Origin of the sequence: Mangrovibacterium diazotrophicum (assembly GCF_003610535.1) — a bacterium.
GTDB lineage: Bacteria > Bacteroidota > Bacteroidia > Bacteroidales > Prolixibacteraceae > Mangrovibacterium > Mangrovibacterium diazotrophicum.
In genome coordinates, this window is the sequence record NZ_RAPN01000001.1 from 1,382,028 (window position 1) to 1,398,600 (window position 16,573).

The following is a 16,573-nucleotide window of genomic DNA, read 5'->3' on the forward strand; positions in this document are numbered from 1 at the left end:
TGTTCCAGCCGCTATTCTCCTACTACAACCATTCTTAAGACATCCAACAAATGCACCCAGAATTTTTCGGTCGATTCAATATGAATTCGTTCATCCGGCGAATGGGCATTCCGAATTGTGGGGCCAAAAGAAACCATATCCAGTTCGGGATATTTTTCGAGAAACAAGCCGCATTCGAGTCCAGCATGAATACTGCGAACAATCGGCTCCTGCCCAAAAAGGCGCTTGTATGACTGGGCTGCCACCCCAACGATGTAGCTGCCCGGGTTTGGCGTCCAACCGGGATAGCCTTCTGAATGTTTCGCCTCGGCTCCTGCCATTTCAAAAACCGAACGAACCATTTGGGCGGCCATTAACTTTCGGCTCTCCAACTCGCTTCGTTGACTTGTGGTAATTTGGACTTTCGTAGACGTTCCAAATTTTACCGAAGCCAAATTGGTCGAGGTTTCAACCATATCTTTCATGCGGGTACTCATCTCCAACACACCGTGCGGACAAGCCATCAGCAAGTTCAGAAATTTCTCCTGGCTGGCCTGCGTGAGCACTGTCGCTGGCAAACTAGTCGAATCGTGGTCAACCACCAGGTTGGGTTCGGTGCGCTGGTATTCGAATTCAACATCCGATGAAAAAATATTCAGCTCGGCAACCAATTGCTCCTTTTGAACGGAAGGAACAATAATCGTTGCAGATGCTTCGCGGGCAATCGCGTTTCGCAGGTTGCCCCCGTTGAATTCGACGATCCGAACGCCAAAATCGCGAATCGCCTGCCACAGGAATCGTGTCAGAATTTTGATGGCATTCCCGCGTCCTTTATTAATATCGTCGCCCGAGTGACCGCCCCAAAGGCCTCGAACCATTATTTTCAAAGCGAATGATTTGCCGGGTGTTTTTTCACGCTGAAGCTCCAGTTCTCCTAAGGTGTCAATTCCACCGGCACAACCGATAAATAATTCGCCATCATCTTCCGAATCTAGGTTTAGCAGAATCTTCCCTTTCAAAAAATCAGGTTTCAAAGCAAATGCACCGCTCAAGCCGGTTTCTTCGTCCACCGTAATCAAACATTCCAGCGGGCCGTGCACCAAGCTTTTATCAGCCAACACAGCCAACTGCGCTGCAACACCAATTCCGTTGTCAGCACCAAGTGTTGTGCCATCTGCTTTTACCCATCCGTTGTCGATAATCGGCACAATCGGATCCTTTTCAAAATTGAAAGTTTTGTCCGAGTTCTTCTCGCAAACCATGTCCATGTGTGCTTGCAAGATCACTGTTGGCGACTTTTCCATCCCCGAACTTGCGGGCTTACGTATCAATACATTTCCAATCTCATCAGTTTCAGCATCAAGACCCTCCTGCTTCGCAAACTCGAGCAAAAACGCTCGTATCTTTTCTTCCTTTTTTGATGGTCTTGGTACTGCACAAATTTCTTCAAAGTAGTGCCAAAGTGGTTTCGGATTTAAACTTTCCAACTTTTTCATATCTGAATTCAATTTACAGGCCATTTCGAATGTTTCAATTCTTACAGGCAAGCCTCAAAGTTAAGGCTAAATTGCTAAGAACAAATCCCGGCTCTGAAAATTAAAACAGAAGTTAGATATGAGATTTGCGGATATTGAACTTTGGGACACCAGATATTACACAACAGACTTTAGCGCAATTAACAAGCAGAAACCTGTAAAAAGTGGTAAGTCGCAATAAACAAAAAACCAAAAACCGGCAACCAGCTCAACTTAAGGATTAATTAATCCGTTTTCGTGGTTAAAACGGTCAAAACTATTACCTTTGCGCCCCTTAACTGATAATGAAAGAATTCCAACAATGATAACCGTATCAAATTTAGCCATTCAGTTTGGCAAAAAACCGTTATTTGCTGATGTAAACTTAAAGTTCACTGCCGGAAACTGCTACGGCGTTATCGGAGCCAACGGGGCCGGAAAATCAACGTTTCTGCGCTTGATCTCGGGAGAGCTTGACCCAACCCGCGGATCGGTAACCATGGGACCGGGCGAACGTTTATCGGTGCTGAAACAGGATCACCACGCGTTTGACCAATTCCCGGTTTTGGATACCGTTTTAATGGGGCATAAAGAACTGTGGAGAGTGATGAAAGAAAAAGAAACTCTTTACGCGAAAGCTGATTTTACGGAAGAAGACGGGATGCTGGCCGCCAAACTGGAAGACGAATTTGCAGGCATGGACGGCTGGAATGCCGAAAGTGATGCAGCCATGCTGTTGAGCGGTTTGGGAATCAAGGAAGATTTTCACTATTCGTTAATGGGTGATTTGGATGCCAAAGCAAAAGTTCGTGTTTTGCTGGCACAGGCACTTTTCGGTAACCCCGACAACCTGCTGCTCGATGAGCCGACCAACGACCTTGACCTCGAAACCGTACTTTGGCTGGAAAACTACCTGGCCAATTCACAAAATACCGTGATCGTTGTATCGCACGACCGTCACTTCCTCGACAACGTTTGTACCGACGTAGTGGATATTGATTACGGAAAAATCCGTGCCTTCTCGGGTAACTACACCTTCTGGTACGAATCGAGTCAGTTAGCGCTTCGCCAGCAGGCTGCGGCCAACAAAAAAGCTGAAGAAAAACGAAAAGAATTGCTCGAGTTCATCAGCCGATTCAGTGCCAACGTGGCCAAATCGAAACAGACGACCAGTCGTAAAAAGATGCTCGATAAATTAAATATTGAAGAAATCGAACCGTCAACCCGACGCTATCCGGGAATTATCTTCCAACCGGAGCGCCAGGCCGGAGACCGCATTTTGCGCGTTGAAGGACTATCTTACGAGGTTGATGGTGAAGTTCTGTTTAAAGATGCGACATTCACCATCGAGAAGAATGAAAAAGTTGTTTTCCTCGGAAAAGACAACCGTGTAATGACAGCCTTCTTCCGCATTATCATGGGCGAGCTGCAACCAACTGCCGGTGAGTTCGAATGGGGCGTTACCATTAAAAAAGCTTTCCTGCCGATGGACAATACGGAATATTTCCTGAACAAAGAGACACTTTACGAGTGGCTGGGAAAATATTCGCATGATACGAGTGAATCGTTCCTTCGCGGCTACCTGGGTAAAATGCTGTTCTCGGGCGACGATTTGCAGAAAAACGTACAAGTACTTTCCGGAGGTGAAAAGATGCGCTGCATGATTTCTCGCATGATGCTGGAACACCCGAACGTTGTAATTTTGGATCACCCAACCAACCACCTGGACATGGAATCGATTCAATCTTTCAACAACAACATGAAAGAATACCCGGAACAGGTGCTGATGGCTTCTCACGACCACCAGTTTATTCAGTCGGTTTGTGACCGCGTGATCGATTTGACACCGGATGGAACGATTGATAAATACATGGACTTCGAGGATTACCTGACCGACGACAAGATTAAAGAGAACCGAAAAGCGAAATACGCAAAGTAATTTCGATATCAATCAAAATATTCAGAGGGTGTTGTTTCAAAAACGGCACCCTTCTTTTTTGCCGCAAACGATCAATCTTCCACCCATTTAATTCTCTTCTGCAACTTATGAAATGAAAAGTATGCACAAAAAAAATTAGTTTCAGAAGTAGGGTGTCCTTTCTGAATTTTGGATTTAACTCAAGAAATCAGAAAACACCCTCGTTATGCAAGAGTATTTATCAATATGCCTGGAAGCCGCTATAAAAGCCGGCCAGGAAATCCGTTCGATTTACAATAGTCGTCACCAACGGTTACAAGTTGAATTCAAAGCGAACCTTACGCCGCTAACTAACGCTGACAAAAGGAGTCACGCAACGATTACCGAACTTTTGGAGTCGACCGGCTTACCGGTTTTGAGTGAAGAAGGAGAAAATGTTGACTACGACGTTCGCAAAAACTGGCAAAAATTTTGGCTCATCGATCCCCTGGATGGAACAAAAGAATTTATTAAACGCAACGGCGAATTCACTGTAAATATCGCATTAATTGAAGATTGCCAGGCTAAACTTGGAGTGATTTACGCCCCCATCTCAGGCGAGCTGTACTGGGGTGGCGAGAACATCGGCGCATGGAAAGCAAACTGCTTTGATTGTCCCGATAATTTAAACGATTTCCTTCAGGCGGCGCAACGTCTTCCGCTTAACGAGAAGTCGAAACGCCTTCGGGTCGTTGGAAGTCGCTCGTTCAAAACAGCCGAGACACAGCAATACATCAACGAACTTCGATCAGGAAACCGCAAGATTGAATTCATCACCATGGGCAGCTCACTCAAAATCTGCCTGATTGCAGAAGGAAAAGCGGATGTTTATCCCCGGCTTGGCCCTTCTATGGAATGGGACACCGCTGCAGGACAAGCGATTGTAACGGCAGCCGGCAAAAGCCTGACATTACTCGACCACGCAACTCCTCTCCAATATAACAAACAAGACCTGACAAATCCGTTTTTCATCGTTTCGTAAAAAGCCAGATTATGTTCCTCGAAAATTACAGATATATCTATCCTGTAGCTGAATCTGTGAACAGCCGGCAGCATAAGGAAAACCGCCTCCAGCAAAGGGCAAAGGTTATTTGGTTGACGGGACTCTCCGGATCGGGAAAGACGACATTGTCAACGTTACTGGAACGCGAGTTGTCATCCATGGGTTTTCTCTCGCAAGTGCTCGACGGTGACAATATTCGCAATGGCATTAGCAACAATTTAGGCTTTCAGCACGAAGACCGGGTCGAGAACATTCGCCGGGTAGCCGAGGTTTCCCGCCTTATGCTTCACTGCGGTGTCATCACAATTTGCGCTTGCATCAGTCCGACCGAAGAGATTCGGCAGATGGCTTATGAAATTATCGGCAAAGAAGATGTGATCGAGATTTTCACCAACTCCCCCCTTCAGGTTTGTGAACAACGAGATCCGAAAGGGTTGTACAACAAAGCGAGGATGGGAAAAATTAAAAATTTCACCGGCATCCATGCCCCTTTCGAACACCCTTCGTCACCCGACTTAGTCATTAACACTGATCAAGAGCCAGCAACGGCTTCCCTCAACCGAATGCTTCAAACGATTCTTCCAAGTATCACCATTTAACAAACAGTTCCATGTTCGAGCAACCATCAATCTTCCCGTCTAATTTGAAAATCACGAACCACAAACCATTAATTATCCTGGGCATGCACCGCTCCGGCACGTCGTTACTGGCTCATTGGTTAACAAACTGTGGATTCAACCTCGGTGAAGAAATGATTGGCCCGGGAAACGGTAACGTCAATGGTCATTTTGAGGATCTTCATTTCTATAGACTCCACGAAACAATCTTACGCAGAAACAATAAAAACTACAAACTCAGCGAACCAGTTTCGCTCAACTACCCCCCTAAGCTGCGGAACGAAGCCGTAGCGATTTACAACAGACGAAAAAGTCAGGATTGTTGGGGCTGGAAGGAACCAAGAACATGCTTAACGATGGATTTATGGAAAGAAATTATTCCATCTTACAATTGCCTAATTGTCTACAGAGATTACCACCAGGTCGTTGATTCATTCATCCGCAGAAAGCAGAAAGCAATCCAATCTCTCCAAAACCCATTTGAGAAAGCGATCCAGAAAGCAAAATACCAGTTCTTTCAACAAAATAGTGCCCAGTCTTTTTTGGACGTCTGGATCGAATACAACAGGAGGATCCTCGAAGAAGTCAGCCAACTGGCATCAAAGAATTTCCTGGTCATCAGCGAATCCAAATTACCTCATCTCGACTACATGGTTTTCAACTACCTTCGCCAGGAATGGAATTACAATAACATTGAATTCTCTCCGATCGCTGAAATTCACCGCGCGAATATGCTAACGCGGCAAACTCAAGACTATTCATTCTACCCAGAGCAAATTCGCGTAGCAAACATACTAACCGAAGAACTCAAATCATTGGAACATCAAACGTTTCTGAAATTACACCTCAAGTAGTTCTTTCAATCGCCGCTTTGCAAAACATCCGAAACATCCCCGTTAGCTCGGATCCCGTGAATTAGATCATCGCTGCTAATTCAATTTACCCCCTTCAATTAAAAGGACTGCACATTAATTCAGTAATCGAATTAATTATTTAAATTTGCTCTGCCTTTTGAACAAAATAAACAGATGTTACCAATCGAACACATCGCCGCGGAAAATTCGGTAATTTCAGATAATTTTAACCGGCTCATTCCGTTTTCAAAGGTCAGGATAATTACAGCAGTAAATTGAAAAATAACAAACATGTTTAGATCCTTTGTGATGGCTTCGCTAATTGTTCTCTTAAGCGGAGCACCAATGCTACTCAAGGCGCAAACAGACGTCTCATCAGTAAATGTGGAAAACCTCTCCGACGCACAAGTCACACAAATTGTTCAGGAAATTCAGGACCGCGGGTTGACACCCAATGAAGCAGCTGAACTGGCACGCGCAAGAGGTGCATCACAACAACAGATAGACCAGTTGATGGCGCGGATCCAACAAGTTCAGATGGGAGGATCAAGTTCTAACGTTACCGTATCTGCGGCAAGTAGTGAAACTCCAACCGAGGCCAATTTTTCAAGCTCCCAAACCGGAGCTGGCAAAAGAAATACACCGACCACAACAAAAAACCAACGCATTTTCGGATATCAATTATTCAATCAAAACAAGTTGAGCTTTGAGCCATCAGTAAATATTCCCGTACCGGCCGACTACGTTGTCGGTATTGGCGACGAATTATCAATCAATGTGTGGGGTGCCAGTCAACAAACTTATCTTTTGCAGGTTGATGGCAACGGATCGGTTAACATCCCAGATCTTGGCCCTGTAAAAGTAGCCGGCCAAAACTTCGACAAAGTAAGAGCCAGTCTATTGAAACGGCTTTCTGCTATTTACAGCGGAATGACCGGTGGAAATCCCAATACATTTGCTGAAGTCAGCATCAACAACCTGCGCTCAATCAAAGTAAATGTAGTTGGTGAAGCCATTAATCCAGGCACTTACACGCTCCCGGCTACAGCCTCGGCTTTCAATGCACTCTATCTATCCGGAGGTCCGAACGAAAACGGATCTTTCCGTTCAATCCGCATCATGCGCGACAACAAAGTGGCTGGCGAGATCGATGTTTACGACTATCTGTTGAATAACAACACCGCTAATAACATTGCCCTGCGCGATCAGGATATTATTTTCATTCCTACCTACCACAAACGAGTGGAAGCTATTGGCGCTTTTAAACGCGATGCGATCTTCGAACTAAAAGAAGGTGAAAACATTAACCAACTTCTAAAATACACGGGAGGCTTTACCGATAAAGCATCACAGGCACGCCTGCTGATTACCCGCTTTACAGAAGACGGCTACAAATTAGAGGACGTCAAACGCGATGCTTTTGGATCGTTCACACTACAAAACGGTGACGTCATCCGCGCAGAGGAAGTCATCAATATGTTTGAAAACCGGGTTAGTATTGATGGCGCTGTGTACCGCCCCGGTACTTATGCTTTGGACGACAACATGAAACTGTCTGCGCTTTTGACAAAAGCCGGAGGCCTTGTTCCGAATTATTTTTCTGAGCGTGGATTGATTATTCGCCTCGATAAACAACTCTATCCTACCACTATCCCATTCGATGTGAATGAGGTATTGAGCGGAACAAATGATCCCGTTCTGCAGAAAGAAGACCAAATTATTATTCGCGATATTTTCAGTATTGGTGAACGGAAAACAATCCGCATTTTGGGTGAAGTGATGAAACCGGAAGAATACAGTTTCTATCGCAACATGACATTGAAAGATCTAATCTTTCTGGCTGGTGGTATGAAAGAAGCTGCCAGCGAATCCTACATCGAGGTGGCCCGCCGCAACAGCTACCAGGAAGCAGCCGACATCAACAGCAAAATGGTTAGCCTTTACACGTTCGCCGTTAGCCGCGATTTAAATCTCTCTGATGAAGACGCCGCTTTTATCCTGCAACCATTTGACCAGGTCTATGTGCGTAAAGCTCCTTCATATGATCCTCAACGCACAGTTACAATTCTTGGGGAAGTGAAGTACCCCGGTCAATATAGTATTTCTTCGAAAGATGAGCGTATTTCAGACCTTGTGGAACGTGCAGGTGGATTGACCCCTTATGCGTTCACCGAAGGTGCAAGAATGAGAAGAATGGTAGATGCCGATTTGAAAGCACAGATCAAACTAGCAAATGAAATGCGCTTGAGCAACGACACAACTTTACAGGCACTTCAGGAGCAAAAATTCAAGACGCTGGAACTTCAATTAAGTGATATTTTAAATAAGCCTGGTTCTGACAACGACTATACCTTAAAAATGGGCGACGAAATCTACGTGCCTGTTCGTTCTGAAGAAGTGTGGGTAAATGGCGAGGTAATGAACCCCACCGGCTTATCCTTCAACAGTAAAAAAGCGAAATACTATATCAATGCCAGTGGAGGTTTCACGGGCAATGCTAAGAAAGGCAAAATGTATGTCGTCTACGCAAATGGTACCTCGTCCTCAACCAAGCATTTTATTTTCCGCAAGTATCCAAAAGTTGAACAAGGAAGCCAGATCGTTGTACCGCAAAAGCCTGAAAAACAAAGAGCAGAGGTGACAACTTGGTTAGCAATCGCCAGCACTTTATCGTCGCTCGCGATCGCTATTGCTGCAGTCGTTAAGTAATTTAATACGTATAATTCGTATCCATAGAATTTAAAAAATGAATACTCCAGATACAAAGCCGGCACAAACGGAAAACAAAACCAGCGATGATGAGATTGATTTGATCGCCTTAGCAAAAACGCTGTGGAATGGCCGGCGAACGGTAATCAAATTCATTCTCATAGGCATGGTCTTAGGCTTGGTTTTTGCTCTAATTACCCCAAAAGAGTTTATCGCTAGTACCGTTATGGTTCCACAAACAAGTAGTAGCACCAATAAATTAGGTGGACTCTCCTCTCTTGCCGCAATGGCAGGAGTAAATTTGGGTAGTGGAAGTACAGCTGAGTCTCTGTCTCCGATGATTTACCCGCAAATTATGCAGTCCATTCCATTCCAGCTCGAGCTAATGGACAGCCAATTCAAATGCCCGGATGTGGATCAACCTGTCAGCTTGTTCGACTATTACACCGAATACGAAAAACCGGGTTTACTGGGAACAGTTAAGAAATACACCTTTGGACTTCCCGGCTTAATTCTCAAAGCAGTTAAAGGGAAACCCGACCAGCAACCAGCCTTGGGTGATTCTTCGCGCCTATTGAGTTTAACGGAAGATCAGGATCAAGTTCGCAAAAAAATTTCGGAACAAATTAGTTTAGATATTAACGATAAGGATGGCTATATCACCCTAAGCTCTAGGTTCAATGATCCTTTGCTTGCTGCACAGGTAGCTCAAAAAGCGCAGAGCATGTTGCAGGAATACATCACGAAATACAAATTGGAAAAAGCAGCCGACCAGTTGCGTTTTGTTGAAGCGCGCTTTCAGGAGAAAAAAGCAGAATTTGAGGAAGCCCAAAAGGACCTGGCTCTCTTCCGTGATCGCAACAAAAATGTAAGCTCTGCCATCGCCATGACCGAGCAGGAACAACTCCAGAGTCAATACAACCTCGCCTATTCGGTCTATTCTGAACTGGCCAAGCAAGTCGAACAAGCACAGATACAAGTAAAAGAAGACACACCTATTTTGACTGTTATTGAGCCGGTTCGTGTGCCCTTGGAAAAATCGAAACCAAACCGACCACTCATCCTGATTATTTGGATTTTTCTGGGTGGTATTATCGGCGTCGGGACGGTTTTTGGGCGGGAGTTCTACAGCGCGGTTAAAGAACGCTGGAGTGCAGAGTAAATTACAGATTTCCGGAAATTAGACACCAGATACTAGACGAAAGACTAGATAAGGGATCTACGCTATTGAGGAACCAGCTGAGCCTTCGCCTACAAACAGGCTTAATGCTCCAGCGACGTTTCAAAAAACGAATGACAGTTAAACGATCGAACTCCCGATACTTCGGGATCAACAAATCGACTCCTCAATAAAAGACCAATTGATCCATTGTTAAATAATTAAAAACACACGAGAGATATCAGATCAAAGCGAGTTCCCGATTCAGAACACAGCCTTAACTTACAGAAAAAATAAACAGGACTGTTCGTGAAATTCACACTTTTTGTATAATTCCATTCAATATGATACCATCTAAAATTACCAAAATAGCCTGTATCGGAGCAGGTTATGTCGGAGGCCCGACCATGTCAGTAATCGCACAACAGTGTCCTCATATCCAGGTCACTGTCGTTGATTTAAATGTACAGCGAATTGCAGCCTGGAATGATCCGGACTTATCTAAACTACCGGTATATGAACCGGGACTCGATGAAGTCGTAGGCGAAGCACGTGGCCGAAACCTTTTCTTCTCAACCGATGTGGATAAAGCCATTCATGAGGCACAAATGATCTTTATGGCTGTCAATACCCCCACCAAAACATTTGGAGTGGGACGAGGTATGGCTGCCGACCTGAAATATGTGGAGCTCTGCGCCCGTCAAATTGCCCGGGTAGCCGATGAGGATAAAATCATTGTGGAAAAGTCAACCCTACCTGTACGCACCGCCGAATCCATCAAAACAATTTTAGAGTCAGAAACTAAAGGTATTAAATTCAAAGTACTGTCCAACCCGGAATTCCTGGCGGAAGGAACGGCCATCGAAGACTTATATAAATCGGATCGTGTGCTGATTGGTGGCGATGAAGACGAAGATGGTCAAATCGCGATCCAAGCCTTGGTTGATGTTTATGCTAATTGGATTCCTCGGGAAAAGATTATCACCACTCGCTTGTGGTCTTCTGAGCTATCCAAATTAACGGCCAACGCGTTCCTGGCACAGCGAATTTCAAGTATCAACTCGATTTCTGCTCTGTGTGAACAAACCGGAGCCGACGTAGACGAGGTAGCCCGCGCCATTGGAATGGATACCCGCATTGGTTCGAAGTTCCTAAAATCATCGGTTGGTTTTGGTGGATCTTGTTTTCAAAAGGATATCCTGAACCTCGTGTACCTATGTCACCACTTTAACTTGCCGGAAGTAGCCAACTATTGGGAACAGGTCGTAATCCTAAACGATTACCAGAAACACCGTTTTGCCAAACGGATAATCGACAAACTATTCAATACGGTGTCTGGCAAAAAAATTACTTTCCTCGGCTGGGCATTTAAAAAGGATACCAACGATACACGTGAGTCTGCTGCCATTTATGTAGCTGACGAATTGTTACAGGATCGCGCGGAAATTCATATTTTCGACCCCAAGGTATCCGAAGAACAGGTCCACAGCGACTTGGTTTATCTGCAAAAACATCGCCGCTCACAAGCAACAGCCTACGAATACGAAGAAATTACGTCGGAAGAGATTAAAAAGCTGGTAGTCGTCCATACCGATCCCTACAGCGCCATGGAAAAAGCACATGCCATTGCCGTACTGACGGAATGGGATGAGTTTAAAACCTACGACTGGCAAAAAGTGTATGATACCATGTTGAAACCCGCCTTCGTTTTTGACGGTAGAAATATCCTGGATCGGACTAAATTGACCGAGATCGGATTTAATCTGCATTCTATCGGAAAAGGATAAGAACAGAAGAACAAGATTTTAGATACCATACATTCGATAAGAGCTTGCTTCCGAGGGAAAGCAGGCTCTTATCAATTTCAGCACCCGCATGATTTTAGAAGATTCCCATCATCAATTCCCCAGAACTTCATTCTCTCTTCGAGCAACCGCAGAGAACGCCAGAAAGATACAACGCAAATTTACGCTCAACAAATCAACAGTTCAAATCTCTTCCAACAATTAACCACTTCAACACCTCAACCACTGAACGTTCACCTACAAATGACGACTTAATGACTGTCAATGACCATTATTGATACTCCATGCCCTCTAGCCTCCCCTCTCCTTTGTTTAAAACTTTCCTTAAACTCTAGTTAAAAGGACGCCCTACTAAACTTAAAAGTTTAAATTTGCGAAGCAAAAATTTTCCATGTGTCAATTGCCTCAAATACGGCTTTCTTAAAACAACAGTAGTAAAATTCTGCTGGAAAATAGAACAACGATGAAGAAAACTAAAGTAAAAATCGGAATTACATGGGCGGATCCCTACAATCGTAATCTCGGAGTTGCAGCATTATCTTATTCAACTACTGCAATAATAGTTGATATTTTATCAGAAATGGAACTTCAATATGAATTGGTATTTGTTGGTAGTTCCAAATCGATAGAAGACAAAATCCTAATAAATGATTCTCAGATAAATATTACAAATTCCTTTAGAATCAATTTTCTCGATTGGAAAGCACCAATAAAGTTTTTACTATATCCGTCAAAATTCAAACTTAGAAAACTAGTTGGTTTGGATTTCATAATAGATATTGGCGAAGGTGACAGTTTTTCAGACATATACGGAAACGAAAGATTCAACCGAATTTTAAATTCAAAAAGCTTCTTTACTCTTCTGGGGAAAAAACAATTGTTACTGCCGCAAACCATAGGCCCTTTCAATGACAGTGGCCATGAGAAAAAGGCTTTTAAGGTAATGAAAAAACTCGACTACATCTTTTGTCGAGATAAAACAAGTTTTGATTACACATTTGCGCATCTCCCACAACAGAATATATTCGAGATGGTTGATGTTGCCTTTTTTCTTCCCTATACAAAAAAGAAATTATCACATGAAAAAATAAACGTTGGAATCAACATATCTGGGTTACTCTGGAATGGAGGATATACTCAATCCAATCAATTCAATCTGAAGGTAGACTATCAACAATTGATAAAAGCTGTCTTATCTTATTTTGAATCGATTGAAAATGTGCAGATTCACCTGATACCGCATGTTGTGCCAGATGATTTCCCATTGGAAGATGACCATAAAGTAGCTATGGAAATAAAAAATACGATTTCGCCAAACGCTATTGTTGCTCCTCGTTTTGCGACTCCAATTGAAGCCAAAAGCTATATCAGTGGATTAGACTTTTTCACCGGTGCAAGAATGCACGCCTGTATCGCAGCTTTCTCGGCAACCGTTCCTGTCTTCCCGATGGCATACAGCCGGAAGTTTAACGGCCTTTTTTCTGAGACATTAGACTATTCAACAGGAGGAGATATGCTTAATCAAACTGACGCGATCATATTAGCAGACCTCAAATCGGCCTTTGAAAATAGAAATCAATTAGTGGATATCATTACTAAACGCATGAATACAATTGTGAAAGAACGAGGACAGCTATTAAGACAGAAACTTTCTGATTTTTTCCTCCCAAACAAGTAAATATCTGATGAATAAAATAGAAAAAGTTGTAAAAACAGATTTATGTTTGGGGTGTGGACTATGTGAAGCGATTGCCACTAAAGAGAAATGTTCGATGATTTTGGAAGAAAATGGGTTTTATCGTCCAAGATTCACGCAACCGGTATCTCAAAAAACAATCAAATCTATTGCCAAATGTTGCCCCGGCATATCTGTCCGGAACCATCGGGAGAATAACGATATTTGGGGTAAAGTCGCAGAAATCAAAGATGCTTGGTCTTCAGACCCGACAATAAGAAAAAAGGGATCTTCTGGAGGCATACTCACTGCTTTAGCTGTATTTCTACTTGAAAATAAATTAGTTGATGGCATTTTACAAGTAGGGAAAAGTGCAACTCACTACTTACACAATGAATTAAAAATTTCAAGAACACGGGAAGAGGTAATCGAAAATGCATCTTCCAGATATGCTCCAGCTTTAGTTTTTGATCAGATAAAATTGATACTCGATCAAAATAATGAAAAGTACGCTTTTATAGGTAAGCCATGTGATATTGCTGGAATAAAAAACTTTGTTCGGGAATTTTCGCAATATGAAAATCGAATAATCTACCATTTAGCTATCTTCTGCGCAGGGATGCCAAGTTACAACGGAACGAAAAAGATCATTGAGAACTCCGGAATACAAGATAAGCCAATTAATTTGAAATACAGAGGCGATGGATGGCCGGGATTCTTTGAAGTGAAATTTGAAAAAAGTCCGTCATTTAAGGTATCCTATAACGATAGCTGGGGAAACGTGCTAGGAAAACACCTTGGTATGCGATGTAAAATATGCCCGGATGGAATTGGCCTTTTAGCCGATATTGTAGCAGGAGACTCATGGAATACCAAAGACGGGTATCCTGATTTTACAGAAAGTGACGGTCGAAGCTTTGTATTGATTCGCAATACAAAAGGAACAGAATTGTTTCAAAAAGCTTTAGCAGAAAAAGCAATTATCTCAGAAAGCCTGGAAGAAAGCAAAATCAAAGAGATTCAAAACTATCAATATCTAAGGAGACTATTGGCGGGCTATCGAATTCTCCCCGTCCAAATTTTCACGGGAGGATTACTATCTTTCAAACAACTATCTCTATTTAAGTTGGCTCTAAAAGCCAATTATATCACAGGGCTAAATAATTTGCTGGGAACCATGAAAAGACTGATAAAAGATTTGTAATGAAAAGAGTTATTCATAGAATGAGAATGTTCCTTCTAAACAAGAAAATTGAGCGAGAGGGAGGTGAGGCATTCTCAGAATCGATCAGGAGGTTTTACTCTTCCCACTACAATATTCATGTTGGATATGGGACTTACGGTGGTTGTTTTAACTCCGTCAATATAGCTGGTGGGACCGTATTTGGCAATTATTGTTCGATAGCCCAAAATGTAAAAATATTCAGGGCAAACCATCCACTAAATTACTTCACACTACACCCGCTGTTTTACAATCCATTTTTTGGATATGTAAAAACAGATCAACTAGATAGGCCGACTTTAAAGATTGGACATGATGTATGGATTGGAGAATCCACAATCATTCTACCGTCGGTCAAAACAATTGGAAATGGTGCCGTTATTGGAGCGGGAAGTATTGTTACGAAAGACGTCCCTCCCTACTCTGTAGTTGCAGGAAATCCAGCCAAAGTCATTAAGATCAGATTTTCTGACGAAAAAATAAAAAAATTAGAAGCAACTAAATGGTGGGAATGGAGAAAAAGCGAATTACTCCAGAAAAAAGAGTCCCTTGAAAAAATAGTCAATGAAAAATAAGCAAATAACATATTTTGCCAACTCTTTCATTTGGGGGGTTGTCGCAAAAATTATCGATGCTCTGATTAAATTTGCAACTATTCCCCTGCTATTAAACTACTTTGGCGATGAGAACTATGGTCTTTTAACCTTAGCCATTGCAACAAACGCTTACATACAGCTATTAGATCTAGGGATGAATACTGGAGCTGTCAAATTCTTTTCTCAATGGATTGTCAAAAAGGAATATGATTTGATTGATCGAGTTGCAAGAACAAATTACACCTTCTATTTAATTATAGGTCTCATCAACGCCTCTATCCTTATCTGTTTGGCAACTATAGGTGCTGATATTTTTAAGATATCACTTGACCAGTTTCACATTTTCCAAAAGCTCCTTTTGATTATGGCTCTATTTAGCTTATTCAATTGGGTGACCTTTGTTTTTAACCAACTCCTTATTGCAGACGAAAAAATCGCTTACACTCAAAAGTGGTTATCAATTAAAGCAATCGCTAACTTGATAATTGTCTTCCTAACATTAAAACTAAAATTATCACTGATCCAGTACTTCACATTGTTCTGTTTTATCAATATCATATTATTCTTGCCCTACTATATCACCTGTAAAAAAAATCAACTGCTAAAAAGCTTGATCCCTGGTTTTCATTGGAAAGAATTCTCAGCTGTATTCCGTTACAGTATGGCTATTTTTGCAATGAGTTTATTCCAATTTACAGCTACCCAATCGCGTCCATTGGTATTAGGAATGTTTTCCAAAGAAGGATTATCAATTCTTGCGGAGTATCGCATTATTGAAGTATTCCCTATATTTATCATCTCTATCGGAGGTATATTAATCTCGATTTTATTGCCCAAAACAGCTAAAGCCATCGAAGAAAAAAACAAAAAAGAAGTCGAAAGAATCGCTTATCAAGGAACAAAATATACAAGTATTATCGTAATCCTTCTTTGCTTACCAATTATCCTTAACTCAACAGAAATAATTAGGCTATATGTTGGTGATTCTTATACAAATCTCTCTGTGTGGCTTTCAATATGGGTAGCTACAATTACTCTTTTTCTTCATGGCAGCCCAAGCGCAAGCCTGGTTCTCGCAACAGGTAAGACACGAATGCTGGTCTATAGTTCTGCTATAGCCTGTACCGTCTCAATTATATTGAACGCGCTGTTATGTTCATATTATGGTGTAGGTTCCGCAGTTATCGGGTATCTTGTTTATATTGTCATTCAAATGGCCTTTTATTACTTCTATTTTAATCACAAGATACTGGAATTAAACTCGCTCAAAGTTTTCAAATCATTTGTTATCCCGACTAGCATCGGATTTGCAGCCCTGGGGTGCGTTTGGATGCTAAACATCCAACTTCCGAATTTATACTTGCAAGTTGCCAGTAAAAGTTTAATTTGGTTCGCTGTATTTGCAGCGATACTTCATTTTACGAAAACGCTTCGCGTCGATCAATTAGTGACAATCATAAGCAGAACTAAAGAATAAGAACTC

12 protein-coding genes are annotated in these 16,573 nt (G+C 42.4%); 11 read left to right on the forward strand and 1 reads right to left on the reverse strand.

Annotated elements, in window-relative coordinates:
• Positions 1-11: 11 nt before the first annotated feature.
• Positions 12-1,475 (reverse strand): aminoacyl-histidine dipeptidase, encoded by a 1,464-nt coding sequence (locus tag BC643_RS05470; RefSeq protein ID WP_120274161.1) that lies wholly within the window; start codon positions 1,473-1,475, stop codon positions 12-14.
• A 340-nt stretch (positions 1,476-1,815) separates the two neighbouring features.
• On the opposite strand from BC643_RS05470, the gene BC643_RS05475 reads away from it, so the two are divergent.
• The 11 genes from BC643_RS05475 to BC643_RS05525 all read left to right on the forward strand — a co-directional run bounded on the left by BC643_RS05475 (position 1,816) and on the right by BC643_RS05525 (position 16,567).
• A complete protein-coding gene (locus BC643_RS05475; protein WP_120272136.1) occupies positions 1,816-3,432 on the forward strand; it encodes an ABC-F family ATP-binding cassette domain-containing protein in 1,617 nt (538 codons plus the stop codon).
• Between the two features lie 205 nt (positions 3,433-3,637).
• Positions 3,638-4,432, forward strand: a complete 795-nt coding sequence (cysQ, locus tag BC643_RS05480; protein WP_120272137.1) for a 3'(2'),5'-bisphosphate nucleotidase CysQ — start codon at positions 3,638-3,640, stop codon at positions 4,430-4,432.
• A gap of 11 nt (positions 4,433-4,443) precedes the next feature.
• On the forward strand, positions 4,444-5,052 hold the full coding sequence (gene cysC, locus BC643_RS05485) for an adenylyl-sulfate kinase (RefSeq protein WP_120272138.1): 609 nt from the start codon (positions 4,444-4,446) through the stop codon (positions 5,050-5,052).
• An 11-nt stretch (positions 5,053-5,063) separates the two neighbouring features.
• Positions 5,064-5,924, forward strand: coding sequence for a sulfotransferase (locus BC643_RS05490; protein WP_120272139.1), 861 nt, complete (start codon positions 5,064-5,066; stop codon positions 5,922-5,924).
• A 291-nt stretch (positions 5,925-6,215) separates the two neighbouring features.
• Positions 6,216-8,633: an SLBB domain-containing protein gene (locus BC643_RS05495; protein WP_120272140.1), complete on the forward strand. Its 2,418-nt coding sequence runs from the start codon at positions 6,216-6,218 to the stop codon at positions 8,631-8,633.
• A gap of 37 nt (positions 8,634-8,670) precedes the next feature.
• Complete coding sequence (locus BC643_RS05500) at positions 8,671-9,795, forward strand: Wzz/FepE/Etk N-terminal domain-containing protein (RefSeq protein WP_120272141.1); 1,125 nt, start codon at positions 8,671-8,673, stop codon at positions 9,793-9,795.
• A gap of 341 nt (positions 9,796-10,136) precedes the next feature.
• The gene (locus BC643_RS05505; protein WP_120272142.1) at positions 10,137-11,579 is read left to right on the forward strand and encodes a UDP-glucose 6-dehydrogenase; all 1,443 of its coding nucleotides are present in this window, start codon (positions 10,137-10,139) and stop codon (positions 11,577-11,579) included.
• Between the two features lie 481 nt (positions 11,580-12,060).
• The gene (locus BC643_RS05510; protein ID WP_120272143.1) at positions 12,061-13,275 is read left to right on the forward strand and encodes a polysaccharide pyruvyl transferase family protein; all 1,215 of its coding nucleotides are present in this window, start codon (positions 12,061-12,063) and stop codon (positions 13,273-13,275) included.
• A 7-nt stretch (positions 13,276-13,282) separates the two neighbouring features.
• On the forward strand, positions 13,283-14,476 hold the full coding sequence (locus BC643_RS05515) for a Coenzyme F420 hydrogenase/dehydrogenase, beta subunit C-terminal domain (protein ID WP_120272144.1): 1,194 nt from the start codon (positions 13,283-13,285) through the stop codon (positions 14,474-14,476).
• Positions 14,476-15,069, forward strand: coding sequence for a CatB-related O-acetyltransferase (locus BC643_RS23730; RefSeq protein WP_120272145.1), 594 nt, complete (start codon positions 14,476-14,478; stop codon positions 15,067-15,069). The genes BC643_RS05515 and BC643_RS23730 overlap by 1 nt, the downstream gene beginning before the upstream one ends.
• Positions 15,059-16,567 carry a lipopolysaccharide biosynthesis protein gene (locus tag BC643_RS05525; RefSeq protein ID WP_120272146.1) on the forward strand — a complete coding sequence of 503 codons (1,509 nt, stop codon included), beginning with the start codon at positions 15,059-15,061 and terminating at the stop codon, positions 16,565-16,567. The genes BC643_RS23730 and BC643_RS05525 overlap by 11 nt, the downstream gene beginning before the upstream one ends.
• Positions 16,568-16,573: the final 6 nt, after the last annotated feature.

Coding starts and splice junctions, on each gene's coding strand:
- BC643_RS23730 (WP_120272145.1), top strand. CDS start 14,476: ATGAAAAGAGTTATTCATAGAATGAGAATGTTCCTTCTAAACAAGAAA.
- BC643_RS05505 (WP_120272142.1), top strand. CDS start 10,137: ATGATACCATCTAAAATTACCAAAATAGCCTGTATCGGAGCAGGTTAT.
- BC643_RS05490 (WP_120272139.1), top strand. CDS start 5,064: ATGTTCGAGCAACCATCAATCTTCCCGTCTAATTTGAAAATCACGAAC.
- cysQ (WP_120272137.1), top strand. CDS start 3,638: ATGCAAGAGTATTTATCAATATGCCTGGAAGCCGCTATAAAAGCCGGC.
- BC643_RS05510 (WP_120272143.1), top strand. CDS start 12,061: ATGAAGAAAACTAAAGTAAAAATCGGAATTACATGGGCGGATCCCTAC.
- cysC (WP_120272138.1), top strand. CDS start 4,444: ATGTTCCTCGAAAATTACAGATATATCTATCCTGTAGCTGAATCTGTG.
- BC643_RS05475 (WP_120272136.1), top strand. CDS start 1,816: ATGATAACCGTATCAAATTTAGCCATTCAGTTTGGCAAAAAACCGTTA.
- BC643_RS05470 (WP_120274161.1), bottom strand. CDS start 1,475: ATGAAAAAGTTGGAAAGTTTAAATCCGAAACCACTTTGGCACTACTTT.
- BC643_RS05500 (WP_120272141.1), top strand. CDS start 8,671: ATGAATACTCCAGATACAAAGCCGGCACAAACGGAAAACAAAACCAGC.
- BC643_RS05495 (WP_120272140.1), top strand. CDS start 6,216: ATGTTTAGATCCTTTGTGATGGCTTCGCTAATTGTTCTCTTAAGCGGA.
- BC643_RS05525 (WP_120272146.1), top strand. CDS start 15,059: ATGAAAAATAAGCAAATAACATATTTTGCCAACTCTTTCATTTGGGGG.
- BC643_RS05515 (WP_120272144.1), top strand. CDS start 13,283: ATGAATAAAATAGAAAAAGTTGTAAAAACAGATTTATGTTTGGGGTGT.